At 73.9% G+C, this 25,988-nt stretch carries 27 protein-coding genes; 18 read left to right on the plus strand and 9 right to left on the minus strand.

All coding sequences use genetic code 11. The features are described from left to right. Window positions 1-404 precede the first annotated feature (404 nt). Together AB0N76_RS19260 and AB0N76_RS19265 are read left to right on the plus strand one after the other, a co-directional pair. The gene (locus tag AB0N76_RS19260; RefSeq protein WP_363558661.1) at window positions 405-1,259 is read left to right on the plus strand and encodes a helix-turn-helix transcriptional regulator; all 855 of its coding nucleotides are present in this window, start codon (window positions 405-407) and stop codon (window positions 1,257-1,259) included. Between the two features lie 8 nt (window positions 1,260-1,267). Beyond that, window positions 1,268-1,462 carry a DUF397 domain-containing protein gene (locus AB0N76_RS19265; protein WP_363558663.1) on the plus strand — a complete coding sequence of 65 codons (195 nt, stop codon included), beginning with the start codon at window positions 1,268-1,270 and terminating at the stop codon, window positions 1,460-1,462. Window positions 1,463-1,575: 113 nt separating this feature from the next. Here AB0N76_RS19265 and AB0N76_RS19270 read toward each other — a convergent pair whose 3' ends face one another. From AB0N76_RS19270 to AB0N76_RS19285, 4 genes are all read right to left on the minus strand, one after another. Next, window positions 1,576-1,926, minus strand: a complete 351-nt coding sequence (locus AB0N76_RS19270) for a transcriptional regulator (RefSeq protein WP_363558665.1) — start codon at window positions 1,924-1,926, stop codon at window positions 1,576-1,578. Further along, the gene (locus AB0N76_RS19275) at window positions 1,923-2,717 is read right to left on the minus strand and encodes a hypothetical protein (RefSeq protein ID WP_363558667.1); all 795 of its coding nucleotides are present in this window, start codon (window positions 2,715-2,717) and stop codon (window positions 1,923-1,925) included. The genes AB0N76_RS19270 and AB0N76_RS19275 overlap by 4 nt, the downstream gene beginning before the upstream one ends. Window positions 2,718-2,850: 133 nt before the next feature. Next, window positions 2,851-3,750 (minus strand): 5'-3' exonuclease, encoded by a 900-nt coding sequence (locus tag AB0N76_RS19280; RefSeq protein ID WP_363558726.1) that lies wholly within the window; start codon window positions 3,748-3,750, stop codon window positions 2,851-2,853. A gap of 57 nt (window positions 3,751-3,807) precedes the next feature. Further along, on the minus strand, window positions 3,808-4,884 hold the full coding sequence (locus AB0N76_RS19285) for a cation diffusion facilitator family transporter (protein ID WP_363558669.1): 1,077 nt from the start codon (window positions 4,882-4,884) through the stop codon (window positions 3,808-3,810). A 196-nt stretch (window positions 4,885-5,080) separates the two neighbouring features. Between AB0N76_RS19285 and chrA the strand changes: the two genes are divergently transcribed. The 7 genes from chrA (at window position 5,081) to AB0N76_RS19320 (ending at window position 12,411) form a co-directional block, all read left to right on the plus strand. Beyond that, window positions 5,081-6,262, plus strand: coding sequence for a chromate efflux transporter (chrA, locus tag AB0N76_RS19290; RefSeq protein ID WP_363558671.1), 1,182 nt, complete (start codon window positions 5,081-5,083; stop codon window positions 6,260-6,262). 192 nt (window positions 6,263-6,454) lie between these two features. After that, window positions 6,455-7,411 carry an acyl-ACP desaturase gene (locus tag AB0N76_RS19295; protein WP_363558672.1) on the plus strand — a complete coding sequence of 319 codons (957 nt, stop codon included), beginning with the start codon at window positions 6,455-6,457 and terminating at the stop codon, window positions 7,409-7,411. A gap of 62 nt (window positions 7,412-7,473) precedes the next feature. Then, window positions 7,474-8,415, plus strand: a complete 942-nt coding sequence (locus tag AB0N76_RS19300) for a class I SAM-dependent methyltransferase (protein ID WP_363558673.1) — start codon at window positions 7,474-7,476, stop codon at window positions 8,413-8,415. 7 nt (window positions 8,416-8,422) lie between these two features. Continuing rightward, window positions 8,423-10,009 (plus strand): MFS transporter, encoded by a 1,587-nt coding sequence (locus AB0N76_RS19305; protein ID WP_363558674.1) that lies wholly within the window; start codon window positions 8,423-8,425, stop codon window positions 10,007-10,009. A gap of 51 nt (window positions 10,010-10,060) precedes the next feature. Continuing rightward, window positions 10,061-10,348 carry an acyl carrier protein gene (locus AB0N76_RS19310; RefSeq protein ID WP_363558675.1) on the plus strand — a complete coding sequence of 96 codons (288 nt, stop codon included), beginning with the start codon at window positions 10,061-10,063 and terminating at the stop codon, window positions 10,346-10,348. Beyond that, window positions 10,345-11,583, plus strand: a complete 1,239-nt coding sequence (locus AB0N76_RS19315; protein WP_363558676.1) for a beta-ketoacyl-[acyl-carrier-protein] synthase family protein — start codon at window positions 10,345-10,347, stop codon at window positions 11,581-11,583. Before AB0N76_RS19310 ends, AB0N76_RS19315 begins: the two co-directional genes overlap by 4 nt. 45 nt (window positions 11,584-11,628) lie before the next feature. Then, window positions 11,629-12,411 (plus strand): SGNH/GDSL hydrolase family protein, encoded by a 783-nt coding sequence (locus AB0N76_RS19320; RefSeq protein WP_363558677.1) that lies wholly within the window; start codon window positions 11,629-11,631, stop codon window positions 12,409-12,411. A 245-nt stretch (window positions 12,412-12,656) separates the two neighbouring features. On the opposite strand, the gene AB0N76_RS19325 is transcribed toward AB0N76_RS19320, so the two are convergent. Then, window positions 12,657-13,394 carry a gamma-glutamyl-gamma-aminobutyrate hydrolase family protein gene (locus AB0N76_RS19325; RefSeq protein WP_363558678.1) on the minus strand — a complete coding sequence of 246 codons (738 nt, stop codon included), beginning with the start codon at window positions 13,392-13,394 and terminating at the stop codon, window positions 12,657-12,659. A 156-nt stretch (window positions 13,395-13,550) separates the two neighbouring features. Here AB0N76_RS19325 and AB0N76_RS19330 point away from each other — a divergent pair, with 156 nt between their 5' ends. The 4 genes from AB0N76_RS19330 (at window position 13,551) to AB0N76_RS19345 (ending at window position 18,543) form a co-directional block, all read left to right on the plus strand. Next, the gene (locus tag AB0N76_RS19330; RefSeq protein ID WP_363558679.1) at window positions 13,551-14,966 is read left to right on the plus strand and encodes a glutamine synthetase family protein; all 1,416 of its coding nucleotides are present in this window, start codon (window positions 13,551-13,553) and stop codon (window positions 14,964-14,966) included. Window positions 14,967-14,983: 17 nt separating this feature from the next. Beyond that, window positions 14,984-16,384, plus strand: a complete 1,401-nt coding sequence (locus tag AB0N76_RS19335; RefSeq protein WP_363558680.1) for an aldehyde dehydrogenase family protein — start codon at window positions 14,984-14,986, stop codon at window positions 16,382-16,384. A 9-nt stretch (window positions 16,385-16,393) separates the two neighbouring features. Next, window positions 16,394-17,221, plus strand: coding sequence for a 3-oxoacyl-ACP reductase (locus tag AB0N76_RS19340; protein ID WP_363558681.1), 828 nt, complete (start codon window positions 16,394-16,396; stop codon window positions 17,219-17,221). A gap of 134 nt (window positions 17,222-17,355) precedes the next feature. Further along, a complete protein-coding gene (locus tag AB0N76_RS19345; RefSeq protein ID WP_363558682.1) occupies window positions 17,356-18,543 on the plus strand; it encodes a DUF2510 domain-containing protein in 1,188 nt (395 codons plus the stop codon). A 137-nt stretch (window positions 18,544-18,680) separates the two neighbouring features. On the opposite strand, the gene AB0N76_RS19350 is transcribed toward AB0N76_RS19345, so the two are convergent. The 3 genes from AB0N76_RS19350 to AB0N76_RS19360 form a co-directional block, all read right to left on the minus strand. Further along, a complete protein-coding gene (locus AB0N76_RS19350) occupies window positions 18,681-19,607 on the minus strand; it encodes a lytic polysaccharide monooxygenase (RefSeq protein ID WP_363558683.1) in 927 nt (308 codons plus the stop codon). 269 nt (window positions 19,608-19,876) lie between these two features. Next, window positions 19,877-20,320 carry a hypothetical protein gene (locus tag AB0N76_RS19355; RefSeq protein WP_363558684.1) on the minus strand — a complete coding sequence of 148 codons (444 nt, stop codon included), beginning with the start codon at window positions 20,318-20,320 and terminating at the stop codon, window positions 19,877-19,879. Window positions 20,321-20,403: 83 nt separating this feature from the next. Beyond that, a complete protein-coding gene (locus tag AB0N76_RS19360) occupies window positions 20,404-21,636 on the minus strand; it encodes an amino acid deaminase/aldolase (RefSeq protein ID WP_363558685.1) in 1,233 nt (410 codons plus the stop codon). Window positions 21,637-21,735: 99 nt separating this feature from the next. Between AB0N76_RS19360 and AB0N76_RS19365 the strand changes: the two genes are divergently transcribed. Then, window positions 21,736-22,509 (plus strand): SseB family protein, encoded by a 774-nt coding sequence (locus tag AB0N76_RS19365; protein WP_363558686.1) that lies wholly within the window; start codon window positions 21,736-21,738, stop codon window positions 22,507-22,509. A 60-nt stretch (window positions 22,510-22,569) separates the two neighbouring features. On the opposite strand, the gene AB0N76_RS19370 is transcribed toward AB0N76_RS19365, so the two are convergent. Further along, on the minus strand, window positions 22,570-22,947 hold the full coding sequence (locus AB0N76_RS19370; RefSeq protein ID WP_363558687.1) for a DUF1844 domain-containing protein: 378 nt from the start codon (window positions 22,945-22,947) through the stop codon (window positions 22,570-22,572). 459 nt (window positions 22,948-23,406) lie between these two features. On the opposite strand from AB0N76_RS19370, the gene infC reads away from it, so the two are divergent. The 4 genes from infC (at window position 23,407) to AB0N76_RS19390 (ending at window position 25,981) form a co-directional block, all read left to right on the plus strand. Further along, a complete protein-coding gene (gene infC, locus AB0N76_RS19375) occupies window positions 23,407-24,171 on the plus strand; it encodes a translation initiation factor IF-3 (protein WP_363558727.1) in 765 nt (254 codons plus the stop codon). A gap of 140 nt (window positions 24,172-24,311) precedes the next feature. Continuing rightward, window positions 24,312-24,506, plus strand: coding sequence for a 50S ribosomal protein L35 (gene rpmI / locus AB0N76_RS19380; RefSeq protein ID WP_030055648.1), 195 nt, complete (start codon window positions 24,312-24,314; stop codon window positions 24,504-24,506). A gap of 109 nt (window positions 24,507-24,615) precedes the next feature. Continuing rightward, a complete protein-coding gene (rplT, locus tag AB0N76_RS19385; RefSeq protein ID WP_363558688.1) occupies window positions 24,616-25,011 on the plus strand; it encodes a 50S ribosomal protein L20 in 396 nt (131 codons plus the stop codon). 103 nt (window positions 25,012-25,114) lie between these two features. Continuing rightward, window positions 25,115-25,981: an RNA methyltransferase gene (locus AB0N76_RS19390; protein ID WP_363558689.1), complete on the plus strand. Its 867-nt coding sequence runs from the start codon at window positions 25,115-25,117 to the stop codon at window positions 25,979-25,981. Window positions 25,982-25,988 lie beyond the last annotated feature (7 nt).

Raw genomic sequence — 25,988 nt, forward strand, 5'->3', positions numbered from 1 at the left:
TAGTTGTGCTCGTGGTGGGGGTGTTCGGCGTGGTGTATGTTGTCCTGCGGCCTGCTGGCGTGGGAGTGGGCCGCCCGCAGCTCGCTGCGGGCGGCGGTCCAGTCGGGCGGGTTGGGGGCGCGCATGAGAAACCTCCGAGGAAGAGGCGGGGGAGGGATGGAGGGAGACGCGTCGCCGCAGGTCGGTGCCCTGCGGCGTGAGAGGCGGTAGGTGCCTACCGCCCGGCAAACAGTCCGTGCTGACGATCCGTCGGATCGCGACTGAGGCCGACGCTACAGCAAGAGTTCCCTATGTGATACTCATGCACTCAAACATCACTCCCAAGTGGGAAGCCGAGAAGATCGATGGACCGATCCGCCTGCCAGAGGGCAGACTTGGCCCCATCCACGTGAGGAAACGAACGCATGCCGCCACGCCGTCACCCATCCCTGAGGCAACGCCGGCTCGGTGCCGAGCTGCGGAGGATTCGCGAGGCTGCCACGCTCGGCGGTCCGCAACTCGCCAGGATCCTCGACATCGACGTGAGCCAGATCAGCCAGATGGAGTCCGGCCGGATCGGAGTCAGTCGTCAGCGTCTGCGCGCCATCGCCAACGCCTGCAAGTGCCTCAACGATCCCCTGATCGACGCGTTGGGCAACATGACGCAGGATCGGACGAAAGGATGGTGGGAGGAGTACCGCGGCCTGCTCCCCAGCCCCTTCCTCGAATCCGCGGAGCATGAGGATTTCGCCGCAGGACCGATCAAGGTGTGGACGTGCGCATTCCTGCCGGGGCTCCTGCAGACCGGCGACTATGCGAAGGGGATGTTCGGTCGGACGATCCCGCCGCTCACCGTTCAAGAGGTCGATCTGCGGACCGCCTTCCGGACGCAGCGGAGGAACATCCTCCTCCGGAATCCTCAGAGGAAGCTGGAGGCATACCTCCACGAGTCCTGCCTGGTCACACGCTTCGGCGGCACCGCCGTACTGCGGCAGCAGCTCGACTGTCTGGTCGATGACTCGCTCAGGGACAACATAAGCATCCGCGTGATCCCCTTCAGCGTGGACACCCATCCGGGGCCGATCGAGAGCATCATCTACAGCTTCGGCGAGGTTCCGGAGCTTGATACCGTCGAAATGGAGTCCTCGCGCGGCCCGTTCTTCTTCGACGCGCCGAGCGAACTCGGCTCCTACCGTGCCATCTTCGACCGCATCGAGAAGGCCGCGCTCACCGATGAGGAATCACGCGAGCTGATCGTTCGGACGGCCCGAGACCTGTGAGGACCGAAATGCATCAGCGCAACTGGCGGAAGTCTTCCTTCAGCAGCTCGAGTGAGAACTGCGTGGAGGTCCGGACCATGGACGGGATGGTCGAAGTCCGCGAGTCCGATGACGGTGACATCGTCATCCGCACCACCCCTGCTGGTTTTGCCCGGTTCCTTCGGGGTGCCAAGGCCGGTGAGTTCGACCATCACGCCCATTAGTGCATCTCTACTGCACAGGAAGTCGGCCCGTCCGACTTCCTGTGCAGTGGAGGTGAACGGCGGCGGCCCCTCGCAGAAGCGAGGGGCCGCCACCGTTCGGTTCCCGGTTCCTCCTACTCCGTGGCCGGGGGCGGGCCGGCGGCTTCTAGGCGGTGGACGAGGGCGCGGAGGGCGCGGAGTTCGTGGTCTAGGGCGTGGGCGCCGTTGGGGGTGAGGGTGATCCAGGTGCGGGGGCGGCGGCCGGCGTAGCCCTTGTTGACGGCGACCAGGCCGGACTCCTCCAGGACCTTGAGGTGGCGCGAGAGGTTGCCGTCGGTCAGGCCCAGCTCCTGCTTGAGGAAGGCGAACTCGACGCTCTCGGCCTCGCGGGCGATGGCCAGGATGCCGAGCCGGACCCGCTGGTGGACGGTGTCGTCCAGGGCCAGGGTCGGGTGCCGCTCCTCGGTCTCGTCCGCAGTGCTCATGGGGTGACCGTACGGGATGCGGCGGGCGTGCGGCGTTCCGCGGTCCACTGGGCCAGGCCGGCGGCGAGCAGGAGGGCGGCGAGCACCAGCGCCTTCGGCTGCGGGCCGTCGAGCCAGCCGCTGCCGGAGCGGCCGAGCCACGGCAGCCAGCCGCTGTCCCAGTCGGCCCCCAGGTAGAGGGTGAGCAGCACGGTGTGGACGAGGCCGGTGCCGGCCACCAGCGGGCTGCGTTCGGTCAGGCCGAGGACGAGCAGGCCGACGCCGACCACGTACCAGGGGGAGGCGTAGTCGTTCCCGAGTATGGAGAGCGAGAACGGCACCCGGTGGGCGAAGACCAGCGTGAGCACGACGGCGATGACCAGGACCGTGGCGATGGCCGTGCTGCTGAGCCAGGCGTTGCGGTGCGGGACGATGCCGCGGGCCTCGCCGCGCCGCCGGTACCAGCGGGCCAGGGCGAACCAGGCCAGCGGGAGCAGCGCGAACCAGATCCCCCAGCCGAGGAAGCGCAGGATCGCACCGTCGAAGTCACCCCGCTGGCACGGGCCGTCCATGCTGTGGGAGACGCAGAGATCGATGTACTCCGAGTAGGCGAAGTACGGGTACGAGGTGATGCTCCGCCCGTTGGCGCCGAAGTTGTAGGCCTGCCCGGCGATCGGCACCGCCGCCAGGGCGAGCAGGCCGAAGCCGAGCAGCGGGACGCCCGCGCCGCGCAGCCGGGTGCGGGCCCGGGCGCGTAGTCCCTCGGTGGCGGCGAGCAGTCCGGCCGGGTCGTCCCGGTGCAGTGTGTCCATGTTCCACCCCTCGTGACGTCGTGTCAGTGCACACACTTTGCATCGCAAAGTAGATTGCGGTCAAGAGTTCATGGCAGAGCAAAGCAAAGGGCCCGTCGCGGCGTGCGCGACGGGCCCGAAAGAGGGGTGAGGCTCAGGCGGAGAGGGACTCCAGGACCCGCTCCAGGGAGGTGCCGAGGTTCCAGCGGGTGGCCAGGGACTCCAGGGTCATCGGGTCCAGCGGCTCGGTGGGGAGTGTGGCATCGAAGGCGGGGATCGGGATGTCGGCGGCGACCCGGACCACGGTCGGGGCGACGTCGAGGTAGGGGGCGGCCTCGACGATGTTCCGGCGGCGGGCCGGGGTGAGCTTGGACGCCGGGTCGAGCGCGGCGGCCCGGATGTCGGCCAGCTCGCCGTACTCGTGGATCAGCTGGGCCGCCGTCTTCTCGCCGATGCCCTTGACGCCGGGCAGGCCGTCGCTGGCGTCCCCGCGCAGGGCGGCCAGGTCGGCGTATTGGGCGCCGCGCACGCCGTACTTCTCCAGCAGCAGCGCGTCGTCGGTGACCTGCAGGTTGCCCATCCCCTTGACCGGGTAGAGCACGGTGATCGCGCGGGCGTCGTCCACCAGCTGGAAGAGGTCGCGGTCGCCGGTGACGATCTGGACCGGGCCGGTGGCGCGGGCGGTGAGGGTGCCGATCACGTCGTCCGCCTCGTAGCCGGGGGAGCCGATCCGGGCGATGCCGAGCGCGTCCAGGACCTGCTCGATCACCGGGACCTGCGGGGCGAGGGTGTCCGGCACCTCCTCCTCGCCGTCCTCGGCGGCCTCGGCGACCCGGTGGGTCTTGTAGGAGGGGATGAGGTCCACCCGCCACTGCGGGCGCCAGTCGGCGTCCATGCAGGCGACCAGCTGGTCGGGCCGGTGGTCCTGGACGAGCCGGGCGATGAAGTCGAGCAGGCCCCGGACGGCGTTGACCGGCTCACCCTGCGGGGACCGCAGGGTGTCCGGCACGCCGTAGTAGGCCCGGAAGTAGAGGCTGGCGGAGTCGAGCAGCATCAGGCGGGGTGCGGTCACGCCTCCGATCATGCCGTACCGGGCGGACAGGGAACGCGGTCAGTGCTCGTGCGGGCCGGCGCGGTGGACGGGGCCGTGGGCGTCGGCGCAGTGTTCGGGGGTGAGGTCGCCAGGGGTGGTGATCTGGAGCAGCGCGCCCGCCTCGTCCTCGCCGACGTGGTCGACCTGGAGGGTGCTGTGGGTGATGCCGTACTCGTCGGCGAGCCGGCGCTGGAGTTCGCGCCGGACGGCGTGGCAGTCGCCGCCGGGGGTGACCAGGATGTGCGCGGAGAGCGCCGGCTGGTTCGAGGTGATCTCCCAGATGTGCAGGTCGTGGATCTCCTCGACGAGCGGCTGGGCGACCAGCCGGTCCGCCACCGCGTCCGGGTCGACGCCGGCCGGGGCGGCCTCCAGGAAGATCCGCCCGGAGTCCCGGACCAGGCCGATGCCGGCCTTCAGCATCAGCGCCACCACGATCAGCGAGGCGATCGAGTCGGCCCGCGCGAAGCCGGTGGTCACCACGATCACGCCGGCCACGGCGGTCGCGATGAACGCGTACAGGTCGGTGAGCACGTGCTGGAAGGCGCCCTCGACGTTCAGCGAGCTGCGGTTGGCCTTGGACATGCACCAGGTGGCGGCCAGGTTGACGACGATGCCGATCAGCGCGGTGATCAGGACCAGCGAGCCGGTCACCTCCGGCGGCTCGAACAGCCGGGTGATCGCCTCGTAGCCGAGCCAGGCCGAGAGGACGAGCAGGGTCACCCCGTTGGCCTGGGCGGAGAGGATCTCGGCGCGCTTGAGGCCGTAGGTGTAGCCGCCGCGCGCCGGGCGGGCGGAGAGCCGCATGGCGATCAGGGCGAGGACGATCGACGCGGCGTCGGTGAGCATGTGCGCGGCGTCCGAGATCAGGGCCAGCGACTGGGCGGCGAAGCCGACCACCACCTCGCCGGCCATGAACACCACGATCAGTGCGAGGGCGCTGAGCAGCCAGCGGCGGTCCGCGTCGGCGGCGACGCCGTGCGAGTGGCCGCCGTGGCCGCCGTGTGAGTGCCCGCCATGGCTGTGGCCGTGGTTGTGGCTTTTGCCCGGCTTGTGGTCATGCTCATGATCATCGTGGGAGTGCTCGTGGCCGACCATCGAAGTCCTCTCCTGGAGCTCCTGAACGCACGGGGGTAAGGGGCGGAGCGCACGACGGCCCCGCACTCGAAAGTGAACCGCAGATCGAACGAAGATCCAAAGGCTGCATTGGAGACCGTTGTCATTGCCGTCGCCGCCGCCGGGCCGTAACCCCCGTCGGGTATCGTCACGCCGCCGCTGAACAGGGGAGACGCGCATGGAGCCGACCGGACGGGTGAGCCTGGGGACGATCGCCCGCGAATGGGGCCGGATCGGGGTCACCGGCTTCGGCGGACCGCCCGCGCACATCCTGCTGCTGCGCCGGCTCTGCGTGGAACGGCGGCGCTGGCTGACCCCGGCGGAGTTCGAGGACGGCATCGCGGCCACCAACCTGCTCCCCGGTCCGGCCTCCACCCAGCTCGCCATCCTCACCGCCTGGCGGCTGCGCGGCACCCCGGGCGCGCTGGTCGGGGGAGTCTGCTTCATCGCCCCCGGACTGGCGCTGATCCTCGCCCTCGCCGTCCTCTTCCTGGCCGGCGACCCGCCGCTCTGGGTGCTCGGCGCGGCCGCCGGCGCCGGGGCGGCCGTCCCGGCGGTCGCCGTGCAGGCCGCCACCTCGCTGATCCCCGGCAGCTTCACCCGGGCGGGCCGGAGCCGGGCCGCCCGCGCCCGGTGGGCGGGGTACGCGCTGGCCGGCGCCGGCGCGGCGGTCCTCACCGGGCCCTGGCTGGTCCTGGTGCTGATCGCGGCGGGACTGGCCGAGGTGGCGGTCCGTGCCCGGGGCCGCCGGGACATGGACGGCGGGCCGGGGCGGAAGGCGCGCCGGTCCGCCGCCCTGCCGCTGGCCGCCGGGCTGCCCGCGCTCGGCGGGCTCGCCGCGGTGGCCTGGGTGGCGTTCAAGGTGGGGGCGCTCTCGTACGGGGGCGGATTCGTGATCATCCCGCTGATGCGGGACGACGCGGTCAACCGCTACCACTGGATGACCGACGGACAGTTCCTCAACGCCGTCGCCCTCGGCCAGGTCACCCCCGGGCCGGTGGTCCAGACCGTGGCCGTGGTCGGCTACGCGGCCGCCGGGATCGCCGGCGGGCTGCTCGCGGCGGCGGTCGCCTTCGCGCCGTCCTTCCTGTTCGTGATCCTCGGCGGCCGCCACTTCGACCGGCTGCGGGCGGACCGGCGGGTGCAGGACTTCCTCACCGGCGCCGGACCGGCCGTGATCGGCGCCATCGCCGGTTCGGCGCTGCCGCTCGCGGCCGCGCTCGGGTACGGCTGGCAGTGGGGCGTGCTGGCCGGGGCGCTGCTCTGGCTGGTCGCCGCCCGGCGCGGGGTGGTGCTCGCGCTGCTGGCGGCCGGGGTGGCGGGCGTGCTCGCCACGGCGGCCGGACTGCCCCCGGCGTGACGGCCGTGGCCGCGCGAGCGTCCGTCGACCCCGCGCGTGTGCCCGCCACCCCCGCGCGGGCGGCCGTCCGGTCGCCGGCGTGAGCTCCGGCGCGACCTCACCGCCACCGGCGTGAACCACGCGAAAGGGGCTCACCCGACCGAGTGAAGCCGGTTTGCGCGCCCCCGTGCGCCTGCGCCACGATCGACGCCCGTGAAGATCGACACGGCCGGAGCCGTCCACTGGCTCGCCGAACTGGAGCCCATCGTCGAGGTGCTGATGAACCGTCATCTCGCGACGGCGCGCGAGTGGTTCCCGCACCAGTACGTGCCGTGGAGCCTCGGCCGCGACTTCGACGGCCCGCTCGACGGCGAGCCCTGGCGGCCCGAGCACTCCACGCTCGCCCCGGCCGTCCGCTCCGCCCTCGTCGTCAACCTGCTCACCGAGGACAACCTCCCCGGCTACCACTGGACCATCGGCGCCCAGACCTCCCGCGACGGCGCCTGGGGCGCCTGGCTGCACCACTGGACCGCCGAGGAGGACCGGCACGCCTGCGCCATCCGCGCCTACCTGCACGCCTCCCGCGCCGTCGACCCGATCGCCCTCGAACGCGCCCGGATGGCCCAGGTCGCCACCGGCGCCGTCCCCGAACCGACCGGCGCGCTCGGCGTCGTCTGCTACGCCGCCGTCCAGGAACTCGCCACCCGGGTCAGCCACCGCAACACCGGCCGGCTCAGCGGCGACCCGGTCTGCGACCGGCTGCTCGCCCGGGTCGCCCAGGACGAGAACCTGCACATGGTCTTCTACCGCGAACTGCTCCGCGCGGCCCTGGAGCTGGCCCCCGGCCAGGTGCTCACCCGGCTCGATGCCACCGTCCGCGCGTTCGCCATGCCCGGCCAGGGCATGCCCGGGTACGCCCGGCTGGCCGGTGAGATCGCCGTGGCCGGCGTCTACGACCTGCGGGTCCACCACGACGAGGTGCTCGTCCCGCTGCTCCGCGCCCTCGGGGTGTTCGAGCTCACCGGCCTCGGCCCGGCCGGCGAACAGGCCCGCGAACGGCTCGCCGACCACCTCGCCCGGCTGGACGCCCGCGCCGCCCGGTTCGTCGAACGCCGCGAACAGGCGCTCGCCGTCCGCGCCGCCCGCCGCGAACGGGCCGCCACCGCCTGACCGGCGCCGCCGGGCGCCACCCGGCACGCCATCGCGACCCGCCCCCCAAGAGCAGGAGAGGCATGACCGCCACCACCGTCGGCATCGGCACCAGCGCCGCCGACATCGAGTTCCACTACGACCTCGGCAACGAGTTCTACGCCCTCTGGCTCGACGAGACGCGCACCTACTCCGCCGCCGTCTGGGACGGCATCGACCCCGCCGAACCCCACACCACCGCCCTGCCCCGCGCCCAGCGCGCCAAGCTCGACCTGCACCTCGACCTGGCCGGGGCGCCCCGTCCCGGCACCGGCGGCACCGCCTCGACCCCCAGTACCGGACTGCGGCTGCTCGACGTCGGCTGCGGCTGGGGCGGCCTGCTCGCCCACGCCGTCCGCACCGGCCGGGCCGCCGAGGCCACCGGGCTCACCCTCTCCCGCGCCCAGCACGCCCACGTCCGCTCCCTCGGCCTGCCCGGCGTCGACGTCCGCCTGGAGGGCTGGGACCGGCACCACCCCGAGCGGCCCTACGACGGCATCGTCTCCGTCGGCGCCTTCGAACACTTCGCCACCGCCGACCTCGACGCCGCCGGTCGGCTCGCCGCCTACCGCGCCTACTTCGAACGCTGCCACGGCTGGCTGCGCCCCGGCGCCCGGATGTCGCTGCAGACCATCGCCTATGACGGGGTGGCCGGCGGGGACGGCCCGGTCGGCTCCTTCGTCGCCGCCGAGATCTTCCCCGGCGCGGTGCTGCCCCGGCTGGGCGAGATCGTCCTCGCCAGTGACCCGTACTTCGCCGTCACCACCGTCCGCGCCTCCGCCGAGGACTACGCGCGCACCCTGGCCGCCTGGTCCGCCCGGCTGCTGCGGGCCCGCGCGGCGGCGGAGGAACTGGTCGGCCCGGACGGCTACCACCGCTACCGGCGGTACCTGCGGGCCTGCGAGGTCACCTTCCTGCGCGGCGCCGCCACGCTGTACCGGATCGGCTTCCGGCGGCGTGACGAGCCGCTCCGGCTGCCGGTCTGAGGCCCGCGTGCACCCCACGACCGCCGAGGCACCCGGCCCCGCCACGCCGCCCGGCCCCGCCGAGGCCCCCACCGGGGCCACCGCTCCCGCCGAAGCTCCCGCTCCCACCGAAGCCGCGGCTCCCACCGGCGGCCCGGATCCCGCACCGGTCGGGCGACGGCGGGCCTGGGCGGCGGTGGCCGTCGTCTGCGCCGCGCTCTTCCTGCTCGGGCTGGACTTCACCGTCCTCAACGTGGCGATCCCCGGCCTGCGCGCCGACCTCGGCCCCACCCTCGCCGAGACCCAGTGGATCGTCGACGGCTACGCACTCGCCCTCGGCGGCTGCGTGCTCGCCGCCGGCGCCCTCGGCGACCGCTACGGCCGGCGGCGCGCCTTCGCCGCCGGACTCGTCCTCTGCTCGCTCGCCTCGGTGGCCGGCGCGCTCGGCCGCGACCCGGCCGAACTCGTCGCCGCCCGCTGTGCGATGGGCCTCGGCGCGGCGCTGTTCATGCCCGCCACCCTCTCCACCGTGGTGCACGTCCTGCGCGCGCCGGACGACCGGCGGCGGGCGATCGGCATCTGGGCGGCGGTGGCCGGCGTCGGCGCCCTGTTCGGTCCGGTGGTCGGCGGCTGGCTGGTGGAACGGCACGGCTGGCAGGCCGCGTTCTGGCTCAACCTCCCCGTGGTGGCGGTGCTGCTGGCCGTCACCCCGGTGGTGCCGGAGTCCCGCGACCCCGGGGCCCGTCCGCTGGACCGGCTCGGCGTGCCGCTCTCCTGCGCCGCCCTGCTCGCCCTGGTCTGGGGCATCATCGAGGCGCCCGGCCGGGGCTGGACCAGTCCGGCCGTGCTCGCCGCCCTGGCCGTCGCCGGGGTGCTGTTCGCCCTCTTCGCCCGCCGCCAATTCCGTTGCGAGGAAGCGATGGTGCCGGTCCGGTTGCTGCGCGGGGGACCGGTCTGGCCGGCCACCCTCTGCCTGGCGCTGATGTCCTTCGCGATGTTCGGGGCGATGTTCCTGCTCACCCTCTACCTGCAGCAGGTGCGCGGCCTCTCCGCCTGGCAGGCCGGACTGCGGATGGTGCCGCTCTCGCTGGGCCTGGCCGTCGGCGCCGTGCTCGGACCGGTGGTCGCCCGGCACGCCGGCGCCCGCGTCCCGGCCGCCGCCGGACAGCTGCTGATCGCCGTCGGATTCGTCCAACTGGCGGGTCTCGGTGTGGAGTCGGGGGACGCGCCGCTGTTCGCCTTCGAGGCGGTCTCCGGGCTCGGCGCCGGACTGCTGGCGCCGGTCGCCACCGAACTCGTGATGAGCGCCGTCCCGGCCGCCATGGCCGGCGTCGGCTCGGCCCTCAACGACGCCACCCGGCAGGTCGGTTCGACCCTCGGGGTGGCGGTGCTCGGCTCCGTCCTGGCGACCACCGCGGCCGACGCGCCGCCCGGCGACCGGGCCGCGTTCACCGACGGCCTGACCGCCGCCGCCCAGGTCGGCGGGGCCGTCGCGGCGCTCGCCGTGCTGCTCGCCTGGCTCCGGCTGCCCGGCCGCGAGCCCGTGCCCGTGCCCGAGGCCGGCCCCGGATCCGAACCCCGCCTGGAAGCCGAGAGCCAACCCCGACTCGACTGAACCGCACCACCGTTCGTCCGTCCCCGAAGCGAAGAACCGAAAGGGCCTCCCGTGTCCGACACCTTCACCGTCCTGCGCGACTGCCTGGTCCAGGAGTTCGACGTCTCCGCCGCCGTGGTGACGCCCGGCGCCACGCTCGCCTCGCTGGAGCTCGACAGCCTCGCCCTGGTCGAACTCTCGCTGCTGGTCGAGGAGCGGATCGGCGTCACCGTCAGCGACATCCGCCCCGAGTCCACCCTCGGCGACCTGGCCGCCCACGCCGACGCCAAGCTGACCGATGCCAACCAGAGCGACGCCCACCTGACCGATGCCAAGCTGATCGCGGGCACCGTCAGTTGAGCACGCACGCGAAGCCCGGCCGGGCGGTGGCCGTCACCGGACTCGGTCTGGTCACCCCGGCCGGCTTCGGCACGGCGGCGAGCTGGGCGCGCCTGCTCGACGGCACGCCGACCGCCCGCACCGACCCCCGGCTCACCGGGCTGACCGTCGACTTCTCCTGCCAGGCCGAGGACTTCGACGCACCCGCCCGGCTCGGCGGCCGGCTCGCCCGGCGCCTCGACCGGTTCTCCCAACTCGCCGTCCTGGCGGCCCGCGAGGCCGTCGCCGACGCCCGGCTCGACCCGGCGGAGTGGGACGGGTGCCGGGTCGGCGTGGTGCTCGGCGTCAGCGCCAACAGCACCCACACCTACGAGACCGAGTACGCCCGGCTCGCCGACGGCCGGGCCGACCGGGTCTCCCCGCTGATGCTGCCCCGCTCCATCCCCAACATGGCGGCCGGCGAGGTCGGCCTCGACCTCGGCGCGCGCGGCCCCAACCTCACCACCAGCACCGCCTGCGCCTCCGGCACCACCGCCCTCGCCCTGGCCTGCGACCTGCTCCGCGCGGGCAGCTGCGACCTCGTGCTGGCCGGCGGCACCGACAGCGGCCGCGCCCCGATGATCTCCACCGCCTTCGACCGGCTCGGCGCGCTCTCCCGGCGCCGGCACGACCCGGCCGGTGCCTCCCGCCCGTTCGACGCCGACCGGGACGGCTTCGTCCTCGGCGAGGGCGCGGGCGTCCTGGTCCTGGAACGGGTCGCGCACGCCCGGGCGCGCGGCGTCCGCCCACGCGCCTACCTGGTCGGCCACGGCTCCACCGCCGACGCCCACCACTTCACCGCCCCCCACCCCGAGGGCGACGGCCTGGCCCGCGCGGTCGAGGCGGCGCTCGCCGACGCCGGACTCGCCCCGCACGACATCGGCCACGTCAACGCGCACGGCACCGGCACCCGGCTCAACGACACGGCGGAGGCGGCGGCCCTGCACCGGGTCTTCCACCGGCCGCCGCCGGTCACCGCCGTCAAGAGCGTGATCGGCCACGCCATGGGCGGCGCCGGGGCGATCGAGGCGGCGGTCACCGTGCTCACCCTCCAGCACGGGCTGATCCCGCCCACCGCCAACCTCGACCGACCGGACGGGGCGCTCGGCCTCGACGTGGTCGCCAAGGTGCCGCGCCGCCTCGCGCTGCACGCCGCGCTCTCGGTCTCCAGCGGCTTCGGCGGCCAGAACGCGGCGGTCGTCCTCACCGCCGCCTGACGCTGGCCCTCACCCCTTCTCCCTCCCTCTCCCCGGAGCCCCGTCATGCCCGCCGCCCCGGCCTCCTTCCCCTCCCGCCCCTCCCGTCGGCCGCTCGCCCGGGCACGGCTCGCCGCCGCCCGGCTGTACAGCGGGCTGCTGATGAGCCGCCCGCCCGCCGACTGGTCCGTCCCGCCCGCCGACGGCCGCTACGGACCGCCCGAACCCGCCGACCACCGGCCGCTCACCCTGCTCATGCTCGGCGACTCGCTCGCCCGCAGCCTCGGCGCCGGCCGCCCCGAGGAGACCCTCGGCGCCCGCCTCGCCCAGGCCCTCGGCGAGCACCTCGACCGGCCGGTCGACCTGCGCGTCCACGCCCGGGTCGGCGCCACCACGGCGGCCCTGCGGCACCAGGTGACGCGGGCCGAACGGCTCCGGCCGGGCATCGCGGTCCTGATCGTCGGCGGCAACGACGTCCTGCTGCCGCTCCCGGTCGGCCGGGCCGGGCGGCGCTTCGCGCTGTTACTGCAACGGCTCCGCGAGACCGGCTGGCACCCGGTCGTCGTCCCCTGCCCCAACCCCGGCTACGCCCCCGGCTTCCGCGCCCCCGTCCGCCTGCTCGGCGCGCCCCGCTCCCGCCGCCTCGCCCGCCGCCAGACCCGCGCCGCGGAACGCACCGGCACACCGCTGGCACCCTCCTCCGGCCCGGAGTTCCGCGACCACGCCGACCGCCTGCTCGGCCCGGACGGGGTCCACCCCACCGCCCAGGGCTACGCCGACCACGCCGCCCGCATGCTCCCCGCCCTCCTCACCGCCGCCACCCACCTCCCCACCCCGATCCCCGCCTGACCCCACCACGAAGGCCCCCACCCGGTCTCCACCCCGCTTCGTTCATCCATCAGGCGTGTGGGGCCCGCACAGGATGGGTGGGGTCCGTCGGGGCGGGGGCCTCGTCCCGGCTCGGGGGTGTGGGGCCCGCACAGCATGGGCGGGCCCCACCAGGGGCGCGGGGAACTGCGCGGGGCGGTAGGTACGGGCCCGTCACCCGTCCGCCGTTCCCCGGCCCCCGGCCTCCGGCCTTCGCCCGGGTGGGGCTACCCCACCTCCACCGGCTCCAGTTGCACCGCCCGGGCCGCCGTGGCGGCGCGGACCAGGGCCTGCATCACGCGGAGGTCGTCCCCCTGCTCCGGGTGCCACTGCACGCCGAGCGTGAAGCCCGGCCCCTCGACCGCCTCCACCGTCCCGTCCGGTGCGTGCGCGCTGACCCGCAGCCCGGTCCCGAGCCGGTCCACCGCCTGGTGGTGGAAGGTCGGCACGTCGAGCTCGGGCTCCGGCAGCAGCCCGCCGAGCAGCGTCCCGGGCACCGGCCGCACCGGGTGCGTCCCGTACTTGCCGGGCGTCCCGCCGTGCACGTCGACCTCGACGACGTCCGGCAGGTGCTGCACCAGGGTGCCGCCGCACACCACGTTGAGCACCTGCATGCCCCGGCAGATGCCCAGCAGCGGCATCCCGGCCGCCAGCGCCGCCCGCAGCAGCGCGCACTCCCAGACGTCCCGTTCGACCGTGTCGACGTCACTCAGCGGGTGCGGCGGCTGCCCGTAGTAGGCGGGGTCGATGTCCGGTCCGCCCGCGATGACCAGCGCGTCGAGGCGGGCGAGGACCTCCGGCGCGCGTTCGGGGGCGTCCGGCGGCAGCAGCACCGCGATCCCGCCCGATTCCTGTACGTACGCGGTGTACCGCTCGGGCACCAGGGCCACCCGGCGGTTCCGCCAGTCGCTCCAACTCACGTCCACCAGATAGGTGCTGACGCCGACAAAAGGCCTGCGATCCATGGCGGGCATTCTCCTCCGGCACCGCCCGCCACGCCGCCAACCTCGCACATCGGCGCGCCACACCCGTCCGCCCTCTTCCGCGCTGTCAGTGGCAGGCCGTACGGTTCGCTGTGACCGCTTGATCTCGCTGAGTGATCGAGGAGGAGGGTGTCCGTCATGCCCGATCCCACCGCCGCCCCCGGCGCCGCGCCCACCACCGCCCCCGGCACCGAGCCGCGCCGGGCCCCGCTGACCCTGGACGAGCTGCGCGCCCTGGTCGACGCCGGCGAGGTCCACACCGTCGCGCTGGGGTTCACCGACATGCAGGGCCGGCTCCAGGGCAAGCGCTTCGCCGCCCGGTTCTTCCTGGACGAGGTGGCCGAGCACGGCGCGGACGCCTGCGAGTACCTGCTGGCCGTCGACATCGAGCTCAACACGGTGGACGGCTACGCCCTGACCTCCTGGGAGGCGGGGTACGGCGACTTCGCGATGCGCCCCGACCTGTCCACCCTCCGGCTGACCCCCTGGCAGCCGGGCACCGCCCAGGTCACCGCCGACCTGGCCGGGCACGGCGGCCACCCGGTGACGGCCGCGCCCCGCCAGCTGCTGCGCCGTCAGATCGCCCGGCTGGCCGAGCACGGGCTGGCCGCGGACATCGGGACGGAGCTGGAGTTCCTGGTTTTCCGGGACACCTACGAGCAGGCCTGGCAGGGCGGCTACCGCGGCCTGACCCCGGCGAACCTCTACAACGTCGACTACTCGCTGCTCGGCACCGCCCGGGTGGAGCCGCTGCTGTCCCGGATCCGCTCCGAGATGGCCGGGGCCGGTCTGGTGGTGGAGTCGGCGAAGGGCGAGGCGAACCTCGGGCAGCACGAGATCGCCTTCCGGTACGCGGACGCGCTCACCACCTGCGACCAGCACAGCGTCTACAAGACCGGGGCCAAGGAGATCGCCGCCCAACTCGGCTGCGCGCTCACCTTCATGGCCAAGTACGACCAGCGCGAGGGCAACAGCTGCCACATCCACCTGTCGCTGCGGGACGCGGTGGGCGCCCCGGCCTTCGCCGCCGCGGACGGCCGGATGACCGACACGATGCGGCACTTCCTGGCCGGGCAGCTGGTCGCGCTGCGCGAGTTCACCCTGCTGTACGCGCCGAACATCAACTCCTACAAGCGCTACCGCCCGGGCTCGTTCGCGCCGACGGCGGTGGCCTGGGGGCGGGACAACCGGACGTGCGCCTACCGGGTGGTGGGCCACGGCGCGGGGCTGCGGATGGAGAACCGGGTGCCCGGTGGGGACGTCAACCCGTACCTGGCGGTGGCCGGCATGATCGCGGCCGGTCTGCACGGGGTGCAGCAGAAGCTGGAGCTGCCCGCGCCGTGCCTGGGCAACGCCTACGCGGTCGAGGAGTACGCCCGGGTGCCCGGTTCGCTGCGCGAGGCGGCCGACCTGTGGGCGTCGAGCGAGCTGGCCCGCGCGGCGTTCGGGAGCGACGTGGTCGAGCACTACCTGCACATGGCCCGGGTCGAACAGGCCGCCTACGACAGCGCGATCACCGACTGGGAGCGCTACCGATCCTTCGAGCGGATGTGAGCACCATCGACACCACCGTGAGCACCACCGCAGGCACCACCACCGTCGTCGACGCCGAGCCCGCCGGCTGCACCGTCCGCAACCCCGCCACCGGCGAGGTCCTCGCCACCGTGCCGGACACCACCCCGGAGCGGCTGGACGCCGCTGTCCGGCGGGCCGTCCGAGCGCAGCGGGGCTGGGCCGCCCTCGCCCCGGGCGAGCGGGCCCGGCTGCTGCGGCGCTTCGCCGACCAGGTCGAGGTGCACGTCCCCGAGCTGGCCGCGCTGGAGGTCGCCGAGGCCGGTCACACCACCGGCAACGCGACCTGGGAGGCGGGCAACGTCCGGGACCTCCTGGAGTACGCGGCCGGGGGAGTGGAGCGGCTGACCGGGCGGCAGATCCCGGTGGCCGGCGGGCTGGACGTCACCTTCCACGAGCCGGTCGGCGTGGTCGGGGTGATCGCGCCGTGGAACTTCCCGATGCCGATCGCCGCCTGGGGGTTCGCGCCCGCCCTCGCCGCCGGGAACGCGGTGCTGCTGAAGCCCGCCGAGGCGACCCCGCTGACCGCTCTGCGGCTGGCCGAGCTCGCCCTCGCGGCCGGGCTGCCGGAGGGCCTGTTCCAGGTGGTGCCGGGGGCCGGGCCGGTGACCGGGCGGGCCCTGGTCGACCACCCGGCGGTGCGCAAGATCGTCTTCACCGGCTCGTCGGTGGTCGGCAAGGAGGTCGCGGCCCGCTGCGCGGCCCGGGTCAAGCGGGTCACCCTCGAACTCGGCGGCAAGAGCCCCAGCATCGTCTTCGCGGACGCGGACCTGGCGGGCGCCGCCGACCCGATGTCCTTCCTCGACAACAGCGGCCAGGACTGCTGCGCGCGCAGCCGGATCCTGGTCCAGCGCGAGGTGATGGACGACTTCCTCGCCCTGCTGCTGCCCGCCGTGGCGGCGGTCCGCACCGGGGACCCGGCCGATCCGCGGACCCAGCTGGGCCCGCTGATCTCGGCCGCGCAGGTCCGCCGGGTGGCCTCGTACGTGACGCCCGAGCTGCCGGTGCTGGCGCGCGGCGAGGTGCCGGCGGGGCCGGGGTTCTGGTACCCGCCGACGGTGCTCGCGCCGACCCGGCCGGACGTCCCGGCGGTCACCGAGGAGATCTTCGGCCCGGTCGCGGTCGTGCTGCCGTTCGAGGACGAGGCGGACGCGCTGCGGCTGGCCAACGCCACCCGCTACGGCCTCTCCGGCTCGATCTGGACCCGGGACCTCGGCCGGGCGCTGCGGCTGGCCCGGGGCGTGGCGGCCGGGAACCTGTCGGTGAACTCGCACTCCTCGGTGCGGTACTGGACGCCGTTCGGCGGCTTCGGCGAGTCCGGGGTGGGCCGGGAGCTGGGGCCGGAGGCGCTGGCGCGCTTCACCGAGACCAAGAACGTCTTCATCCGGACCGAGGAGTAGGAGCCCGCGTTGACCCAGAAGGCCCGGAAGTCCCAGGACCAGGCGGAGTCCCCCGAGGGCGAGGCCCCGGTCTGCCGCCGGCTGGTCGGCCGGACGGCCGTGATCACCGGCGCGGGCAGCGGCATCGGCCTGGCCGCCGCCCGCCGGCTCGCCGCCGAGGGGGCGAAGGTGGTGTGCGCCGACGTCGACGAGACCACCGGCAAGGCGGCCGCCGAGGAGGTCGACGGCCTCTTCGTGCACACCGACGTCACCGACCCGTACATGGTGGAGGCGCTGTTCGACGAGGCCTACGAGACGTACGGCAGCGTGGACGTCGCGTTCAACAACGCGGGCATCTCGCCGCCGGAGGACGACTCGATCCTGACCACCGGCCTGGACGCCTGGCGCAAGGTCCAGGAGGTCAACCTGACCTCGGTCTACCTCTGCTGCAAGGCGGCGCTGCCGTACATGCGCCGGCACGGGCGCGGCTCGATCATCAACACCGCGAGCTTCGTGGCCCGGATGGGCGCGGCGACCTCGCAGATCTCCTACACCGCCTCCAAGGGCGGGGTGCTGGCGATGTCCCGCGAGCTGGGCGTGCAGTTCGCCCGCGAGGGCATCCGGGTGAACGCGCTGTCGCCGGGGCCGGTGGACACCCCGCTGCTGCGCGAGCTGTTCGCCAAGGACCCGGAACGGGCGGCTCGCCGGCTGGTGCACATCCCGCTCGGCCGCTTCGCCCGCCCCGAGGAGATCGCGGCCGCGGTCGCCTTCCTCGCCAGCGACGACTCCTCGTTCATCACGGCGAGCGAGTTCCTGGTCGACGGCGGCATCGCCGGCGCCTACGTCACACCGCTGTAATCGGCCGGTCGCCGGTTGCCGATCGAGGCGGTGATCACCGCCGATCACCTTCTCACCGTAATCTCATGGAAAATGCCGGGAATTGGGCGTCCCGCTGATTTCGCGTTTATCCGGATGCCTTTAGATTCTGTGTCGTGAGTGAGCAGATCCCCGCCGGGTGGTACCCGGACCCGAAGGACATCACCAGCGACCCGAGACCGCAGCGCTGGTGGGACGGGCTGGGCTGGACGGCCAGCACCCGGCCCGCACCCTCGGACGCGCCGCCGCCGGAGCTCCCGGCGGCCGGGGCTCCGGGGCCGGACGCGACCGACGAGACCCGGGCGCCGGAGGGAGAGCTGCCGGAGGGCGGGCCGTCGGTCCGCCACCCCGAGCCGCCCCCCTTCGGCACCGCCTACGGCTCTCCGGTGCCGCCGCTCCCGAAGCGGCGCCGCAAGCCGTCCAAGCTGGTGATCGCGGCGACCGTGGCGGCCCTGCTCGGCCTGGGCGTCGGCTCGGGCGTCACCTACCTGGCGATGGACGGCCACGGCGACCGGCACCGGTCCGCGCGGCCGGCCTTCCCGGTCGGCCCGGGCGGCGACGGCCCGTACGGCGAGGGCCCGTGGAGCGGCCTGCCGGACTTCGGCGGTCCCGGCGGCCAGGGCGGCCAGGGCAACGGCGGTGGCGGCAACGGCGGCAGTGGCGACAGCGGCCAGGGCCAGGGCAAGGGCAACGGAAACGGCAACGGGAACGGCAAGGGGAACGGGAACGGCCAGGGCGGCGACGGCACCGGCCGCAACCGCGACCGGGCCGTGGACGTGGTGAACCGGCTGGTCCTGCCCGTCCCCGCCGGCTGGGAGGGCGGCACCACCCGGGACGGCTACGCCGGGCTCACCGTGGGCTCGTACACCTGCGAGGGCGGTGGCAACTGCTCGCTGGGCGGCGCCAACACCGGCCGGATCGCCGGCGGCGGCACCGACCCGCAGGCGGCGGCCAAGGCCGACATCGAGAAGGCGGCCAAGGACTCGTACAACGAGATCAACTCCCACGAGGAGCTGAAGTCCGAGGCGGTCAAGGTGGACGGGCGGGACGGCTACCTGGTCCGCTGGAAGGTGGACGCCGCCAAGGGCAACGACGGCTACGTGCAGACCGTGGTCTTCCCGTCCGCCGACGGCAAGACGCTGGTCTCGGTGCACTTCGGCTTCGACATCGCCGCCAAGGCGCCCGACGTCTCGCTGATGGACACCATCGTCAAGGGCATCGGCGACTACAGCGGCAAGCTGCCGGCGATCCCGGGCTTCCCGGGCGGCGCGGAGGACGGCGGCCCCGGCACCGCGAAGACCTGACCGGCTCCTCGGCTCACGCACGACGGCACGGCGGCGGCCCGCCCGGAACACTCCGGGCGGGCCGCCGCCGTCCTGCGGGAAATCGGCCGGGGCCGGACCGTACGGGGGAGGGACGGTCCGGTCCCGGCTTCCGGCGGTCAGCCGTCGTGTCGCACAGCCTCGACGCGACGGCGCCGGAGCACCATGCCGGCCCAGCCGACGCCGATCGCGGCGGCACCGGTGAGCAGCAGCGGGCCGGTGGCCGAGCCGCCGCCGAGCGCCGCGCTGTTGCTCGCGACGACCTTGCCGGCCGGCTCGTCGGCGTTGCCGCCGTGCCCGTGGTGGGCGACGGTGGACTTGGACTGGCCGGCGGCGATCTGCGCCTCGCTCGGCGCGGCCGGGGCCTGGGCGGCGAGCGCCTGGACGGCTCCGCCGTCCACGGCCGCCTTGCCGCCGAAGTCGATGTCGGAGCAGCTGTAGAACGCCTCGGGGCTGTCGGTGCGCTGCCAGACCATGTAGAGCAGCTGGCGGCCGGTGCGCTGCGGCAGGTTGCCGCTGTAGTAGTAGTAGCCGTTGTCCGAGGTGCGGCTGGTCGGCACCTGGGCGACCGGCACCGGGTCGAGGTCGGACCACTTGAGCGGCTGGGTCGGGTTCCAGCTCTGCTTGGTGATGTAGATGGTCTGGTTGCCCTGGTGCGGGGCGGTGACCCGGAACTTGAAGTCGACCTTGCCGCTGGTGACCGGGCTGGCGGGCCAGTCGGCGCGCGGCAGGTCCAGCGCCTTGTACTTGTCGCGGTTGGCGGAGCAGAGCTTGCCGTCCGGGATCAGCGCCTGGTGGTGGCCGTCGGCGTTGGCGATGTTGACCTCGTTCCAGTCGTACAGCGGCTGGGTGCCGCTCAGTGCGACGAGGTCCTTGCAGATCTGCGACTTGGGGTTCTCGGGGCCTTCCGCGTAGCACGCCGCGATTCGGCTGACCGGGTTGGTGACGGTGCCGTGCGCGCCGGCCGCGCCGATGCCGACCGACGTGACGGAAAGGAACGCGGCGCCGATGACGCCGACGGACAGGGCGGTTCGCTTCATGGACATGGGGTGGGGACTCCTTGACCGGATACCGGGTCGAGGCGTGGGGGAGTGCCGGACACGTCTGCCCGAGGGGCCCGCCGACCCGGCACGCCGGCCCCTGGGCTGAGCGTATGATTGGACTAGACCAACTGGCAATAGCCCGTTGTGGGCCACTTTTTGACGGACTGTAGCCCTGTGTGCAGCGCAAGGGCCCGATGATGCGCCTGGGTTAGGCGTTCCATCGGGCCCGCTTAAGGTCCGGCCAAGGTTCCCGGCGACGCGCCGGCCCGGGATCAGCCCGCGGGGCGCCCGAACGGGCCGGACTGCCCGCCCGGGAGCGGCCCGTTGACGAAACCGGCCTGGATCACGGTGCCGTGCGAGCCGCCGCTCAGTGTGTTGGTGCTCTGGTACACCGTGATCCCCGGCTGCGGCTGCGCCGTCGCGAACTCGGCCAGGACGGTCCGGAGCAGGTCCGCCGCCTGCGGGTCCTCGCGGAGCAGCCGGCGGATCCGGTTGCGCAGCTCGCCGGTGCAGTCGTCGACCAGCTCGGAGTCGTCGCCCGCCCGGACCACCTCGACCCGGATCTCCTCCAGCTCGGCGGTGACCTCCTCGGTGTCCCGGCCGCGCCCGAACAGCGCGGCCAGCCGCGAACGGGCCTGCGTCCAGGCCTCGGTGGCCATCAGCCCGACCACCGTGCTGGCACCGGTCGTCACCAACTGCGCGATTTCGACCTCCATGGCCTCACCCTCCCGTCGTCCCGGGCACCCCCGTACCCGGCCGGTACCCCCGTACCCCGGTCGCGCCGGTGGAACCGCGCAGCTCAGAGGAAGGTCCGGCCCTCGCCCCGGTAGGTCGGCACGGTGCGCACCACCGCGTCCCCCTCGATCAGGTGCAACTCGGGGAAGCGCTCGCACAGTTCGCCCGCCTTGGCGTGCCGGAACCAGACCCGGTCGCCGATCAGCAGGTCGTCGGCGGCCGCGCCGAGCAGCGGGGTCTGCACCTCGCCCGCGCCCTCCATCGGGTCGTAGCGCAGCCCGGTCGGCAGATACGGCACGGGGGAGCGGTCCGGGCCGGCCGCGCCGGACGCCGGGTAGCCGCCGCCGAGCACCGTCACCACGCCGACCCCGGGCCGGCGGACCACCGGCTGGCCGAACAGCGCGGCCGGCCGGCCCCGGAACGCCCGGTAGTGGTCGAACAGTTGCGGCTGGTACAGGCCGGAGCCGGCCGCCACCTCGGTCACCGCGCGCTCGGCCACCGTGGACTCGACGCTGCCGGTGCCGCCGCCGTTGACGAACTCCAGCTCGGCCACCCGGCGCAGCAGCCGGACCGTCGCGGCCCGCCGCTCGGCGAGTTCGGTGCGGGCGCGGTCCTGCATCAGCCGGATCAGCCGGGAGCGCAGCGGGCGGCCGGGCACCGCGTCGCCGACCCCGGCGACGTGGCCCTCGTAGGCCATCAGCCCGACCACCCGGAAGCCCCGGCGGCGCTGCACCAGTTCGGCGAAGGCGGCGAGGTCCTCGGGCGTGCGCAGCGGGGAGCGGCGGGCGCCGACCCGGACCCGCCCGCCGAGCAGGTGCAGCGCGGTGTCCAGCTCCAGGCAGACCCGCACCTCGGCGGAGCCCGTCCGGGCGGCGTCGATCAGGTCCAGCTGGGCGGGGTCGTCCAGCAGCACGGTGACGGCGCCGGCCAGCGTCGGGTCGGCGGTCAGCTCGGCGAAGCCGGCGCGGTCGGTCGACGGGTAGGCGAGCAGGATGTCGCGCAGGCCGGAGCGGGCCAGCCAGAGCGACTCGGCGAGGGTGAAGCCCATCACCCCGGCGAAGCCGTCCATCGCCAGCGCGCGTTCCAGCAGCGCCCGGCAGCGCACCGACTTGCTGGCGACCCGGATCGGCTTGCCGGCGGCCCGGCGCACCAGGTCGGCGGCGTTGGCGTCGAAGGCGGCCAGGTCGACGACGGCCACCGGGCCGTCCAGGTGGGCGGTGGCCCGGTCGTACCGGGCGCGGTCGGCGGCCGGCGAGGGGGCGGGCACGGTGCGGGCAGCGGCTTCGAGCGTGGCCATGGGCGCAGACTGCCACATCGCACTACCGACGGGTAGGGGATGGACGGGGGACCTTCGGTCCGTGGGGCGACGGGCGGGCGTTGGCATAGGGTCGACCGGGTGGACCGCAAAGACTTCTCCAACCCGGCGTTCGTCGGCAAGAGCATCCCGAACCCCGGCTTCTCCGAGGACGACGGCACCGCCGACCCGGCGCTGACCGCCGCGCTCGCCCGCTGGGAGCGGGACCGCGCGGCCGAGCCGGAGGTGCTCGCCGCGCTGACGCCCACCCGGCTGATGGTGCCGATCGTGGCGATCCTCGGCGAGGTGGAGGTGGACGAGCACGGGCACAAGCACGACAAGTCCAGCGACATGGCGGTGCCGGTGGTCGAGGCCGCCGACGGCCGCCGCGCCCTGCCCGCCTTCACCTCGCTGGCGAGCCTGGCCCGCTGGCGGGCCGACGCCCGCCCGGCGCCGGTGGCGGCCCCGCAGGCCGCGATGGTCGCCTTCTCCGAGCGCGCCGACACCCTGCTGATCGACCCGGCGGGCCCGGTGGCGTTCCAGCTGTCCGGCGCCCGGCTGCGCGCGCTGGCGGAGAACCGGCCCTACCTGCCGCCGGCCGCCGACCCCGAGGTGCGCGAGGCGGTCCGGGCGCTGCTGGCCGCCGAGCCGGCCGTGGTGCGCGGTGTGCTCGCGCCGTACCAGGACACGGACGGGCTGCTCGCGGTGGTGCTGGACGAGGCGCTGGACCAGGCCGGGGTGCAGGAGGCCGCCCAGCGGGTCGGCAAGGCCGTCGCCGCCGACCCGGTGCTGCGGGTCCGGCTGGACCGCGGCCTGAACCTGGCGGTGCTGCCGGCCGACGCGCAGCTCCCGGGCGAGCCGCTGCACCAGCGGTAGCAGGAGACGACGGAGGGGAACATACTCGCGCGAGTATGTTCCCCTCCGTCACTCAAGGGTTCAGGAGTAGACCGGGCCGGTGAACTTCTCGCCCGGGCCGGTGCCCGGCGCGTCCGGGACGAGCGAGGCCTCGCGGAAGGCCAGCTGGAGCGAGCGCAGGCCGTCGCGCAGCGGCGCGGCGTGGAAGTTGCTGATCTCCGGGGCGCCGGCGGTGACCAGCCCGGCCAGCGCGGTGATCAGCTTCCGGGCCTCGTCCAGGTCCTTGTCCTTCTCGCCGCCCTCGGCGAGACCGCACTTGACCGCGGCGGCGCTCATCAGGTGCACCGCGACGGTGGTGATCACCTCGACGGCCGGGACCTCGGCGATGTCCCGGGTGAGGTCGTCGAAGCCGATCGCCTCGTCGTCCGCGGCGGGGTTCTGGGTGGGCTCGCTGCTCAAGGGGGGCTCTTCCGTCGTGCCGGTGTCCGTACACAGGGAGCGTACAAGGAGGGGCACACCGGGGCGGAATGGCGTTCGAGGGCCCGGCGCTGTAAGCTTCGAGACTGACCGGCCAGGCGTCCTCACGGAAGCCCGGCCAGCAAGAGGAGGCTCCACCCAGGAGGCCCGAGAGGGCAACCGCGAAAGTCTCCCACCCGATCGTCCTCACGGTCGACGGGTCCGGTCCGCGACGGGCGCCCAGTGTGCCGACGGTCGCCGCAGCGCCCCTCACCGGGCGTCGCCCCCGGTTGTGTGGAGCCCCGCTTGTACCGAGCGGGGCTTTTTTCGTGTCGCGGTGTGGACGGCCAGTTGGAGCCGGCAACAGCGCAGCACGAATGAAGCCCCGCCCAGTGGTCGAGTCCACTACGTGCGTCCGCCGTCCGACGGCCGCATCGCAGAAGGTGCAACCGAGGAGGCCCCATCAGCACCGAGCCCCGCATCAACGACCGGATTCGCGTCCCCGAGGTGCGACTCGTCGGTCCCAGCGGCGAGCAGGTCGGCATCGTGCCGCTTGCCAAGGCGCTGGAGCTCGCGCAGGAGTACGACCTCGACCTGGTCGAGGTCGCGGCGACCGCCCGGCCGCCGGTGTGCAAGCTCATGGACTACGGCAAGTTCAAGTACGAGTCGGCCATGAAGGCCCGTGAGGCGCGCAAGAACCAGGCGCACACGGTCATCAAGGAGATGAAGCTCCGGCCGAAGATCGACCCGCACGACTATGACACCAAGAAGGGTCATGTCGTCCGGTTCCTCAAGCAGGGCGACAAGGTCAAGATCACGATCATGTTCCGCGGTCGTGAGCAGTCCCGCCCCGAGCTGGGCTTCCGTCTGCTCCAGCGGCTCGCCGACGACGTCCAGGACCTGGGCTTCGTCGAGTCCTCGCCGAAGCAGGACGGCCGTAACATGATCATGGTTCTCGGCCCGCACAAGAAGAAGACCGAGGCGATGGCCGAGGCCCGCGCGCTCGCCGACGCCCGCAAGGCCGAGCGTCAGGGCCGCACCGTCGGCTCCGACGACGCCGACGCCGCGGCCGACGACGCCGCGCTCGAGGCCGAGAACGCCGCGCTCGAGGCTGAGGACGCCGCCGCCGAGGCGGACGACGCCGCCGAGACGGAGGCCGACGAGGCGGAGGCCCCCGAGGCCGCCGCTCCCGTCGAGCAGCCGGCCGAGGCCTCCCAGGGCGCCTGAGCCTTCACCGGCCAGGAGCGCCCGGGAGACCGGCCACCAGGGTGACGGGGCGCCCCGCCCGGTCACCGCAGATCCATCCTTCACGCCCGTGCGGCGCACACCGCGCGGGCGTGGACGGACCGACGAGGAGATACGGCGAAATGCCGAAGCAGAAGACGCACAGTGGCGCCAGCAAGCGCTTCAAGATCAGTGGCTCTGGCAAGGTGCTGCGCGAGCGCGCCGGCCGCCGCCACCTCCTGGAGCACAAGCCCTCGACGCTGACCCGCAAGCTGGCCGGGACGGTCGAGCTGGCCCCCGCCGACGCCAAGAAGATCAAGAAGCTTCTCGGCAAGTGATCGCCCTCCCGCCCGGCGCGAGCCGAGTGCGGGGCAGCTGATCCTTCCCGACCCATTCGAATGACGGACCACGTGAAGTAGTCCGTGGTCCAACCCAAGGAGTAATCAAGTGGCACGCGTCAAGCGGGCAGTCAACGCCCACAAGAAGCGCCGGGTCATCCTGGAGCGCGCCAGCGGCTACCGCGGCCAGCGCTCGCGCCTGTACCGCAAGGCCAAGGAGCAGGTCACCCACTCGCTGGTCTACAACTTCAACGACCGCAAGAAGCGCAAGGGCGACTTCCGTCAGCTGTGGATCCAGCGCATCAACGCTGCGGCCCGTGCCAACGGCATCACCTACAACCGCTTCGTGCAGGGCCTGAAGGCCGCCAGCATCGAGATCGACCGCAAGATGCTGGCCGACCTGGCCGTCAACGACCCGGGCACCTTCGCGTCCCTGGTCGAGGTGGCCCAGAAGGCGCTGCCGGCCGACGTGAACGCCCCGAAGGCCGCCGCGAACGCCGCCTGATCTTCCTGGATCAGTTGAGTTGAGCTGACCGGACCCGCAGGCTCGATCCTGCGGGTCCGGTTTTGCGTTCCCCCCGTTTCGCGGCTGTACAAGAGACGAGATCATGCCGAGCACCGACACCCCCCTGCTCACCTCCCTGCGCTCGCCCCGGGTGGTCGCCGCCCGTCGGCTTGCCAAGCGGAGCCAGCGCGGCAAGGAGCGCCGCTTCCTCGCCGAGGGCCCGCAGGCCGTCCGCGAGGCCGTCGCGTTCGGGCGGCTGCCGGGCTCGGGCGAGCACGCGGTCGTCGAGGTCTACGTCACGCCGGAGGCCGCCGAGCGGCACGCGGGCATCGTCGGGGCCGCCCTCGACGAGGGCCTGCCGGTGCTCACCGCCACCGACGAGGTCATCGCCGGGATCTGCGACACGGTGACCCCGCAGGGCATCGTCGCGCTCTGCCGCTTCATCGACACCCCGTTCGCCGAGGTGCTGGCCGCCCGCCCGAAGCTGGTCGCGGTGCTCGCGCACGTCCGCGACCCCGGGAACGCCGGCACCGTGCTGCGCACCGCCGACGCGGCCGGCGCGGACGCCGTGGTGCTCACCGACGCCTCGGTGGACCTCTACAACCCGAAGGCGGTCCGGGCGTCGGTCGGCAGCCTGTTCCACCTCCCGGTCGCGGTCGGCGTGCCGGTCGAGGAGGCGATCGGGAAGCTGCGCGAGGCCGGCGTCCGGGTGCTCGCCGCCGACGGCGCGGGGGAGCGCGACCTCGACCAGGAGCTCGACGAGGGCACCCTGGGCGCGCCCGGCGCGTGGGTGTTCGGCAACGAGGCGTGGGGGCTCCCGGAGGAGACCCGGGCGCTCACCGACGAGGTCGTGCGCGTCCCGATCCACGGACACGCCGAGAGCCTCAACCTGGCCACCGCCGCCGCGGTCTGCCTCTACGCCTCCGCCCGGGCCCAGCGCTCGCCCGGCGGCTGCCGAAGCGCCGGGTAGGCGCGTC

Source organism: Kitasatospora sp. NPDC093806, from assembly GCF_040683335.1.
GTDB lineage: Bacteria > Actinomycetota > Actinomycetes > Streptomycetales > Streptomycetaceae > Kitasatospora.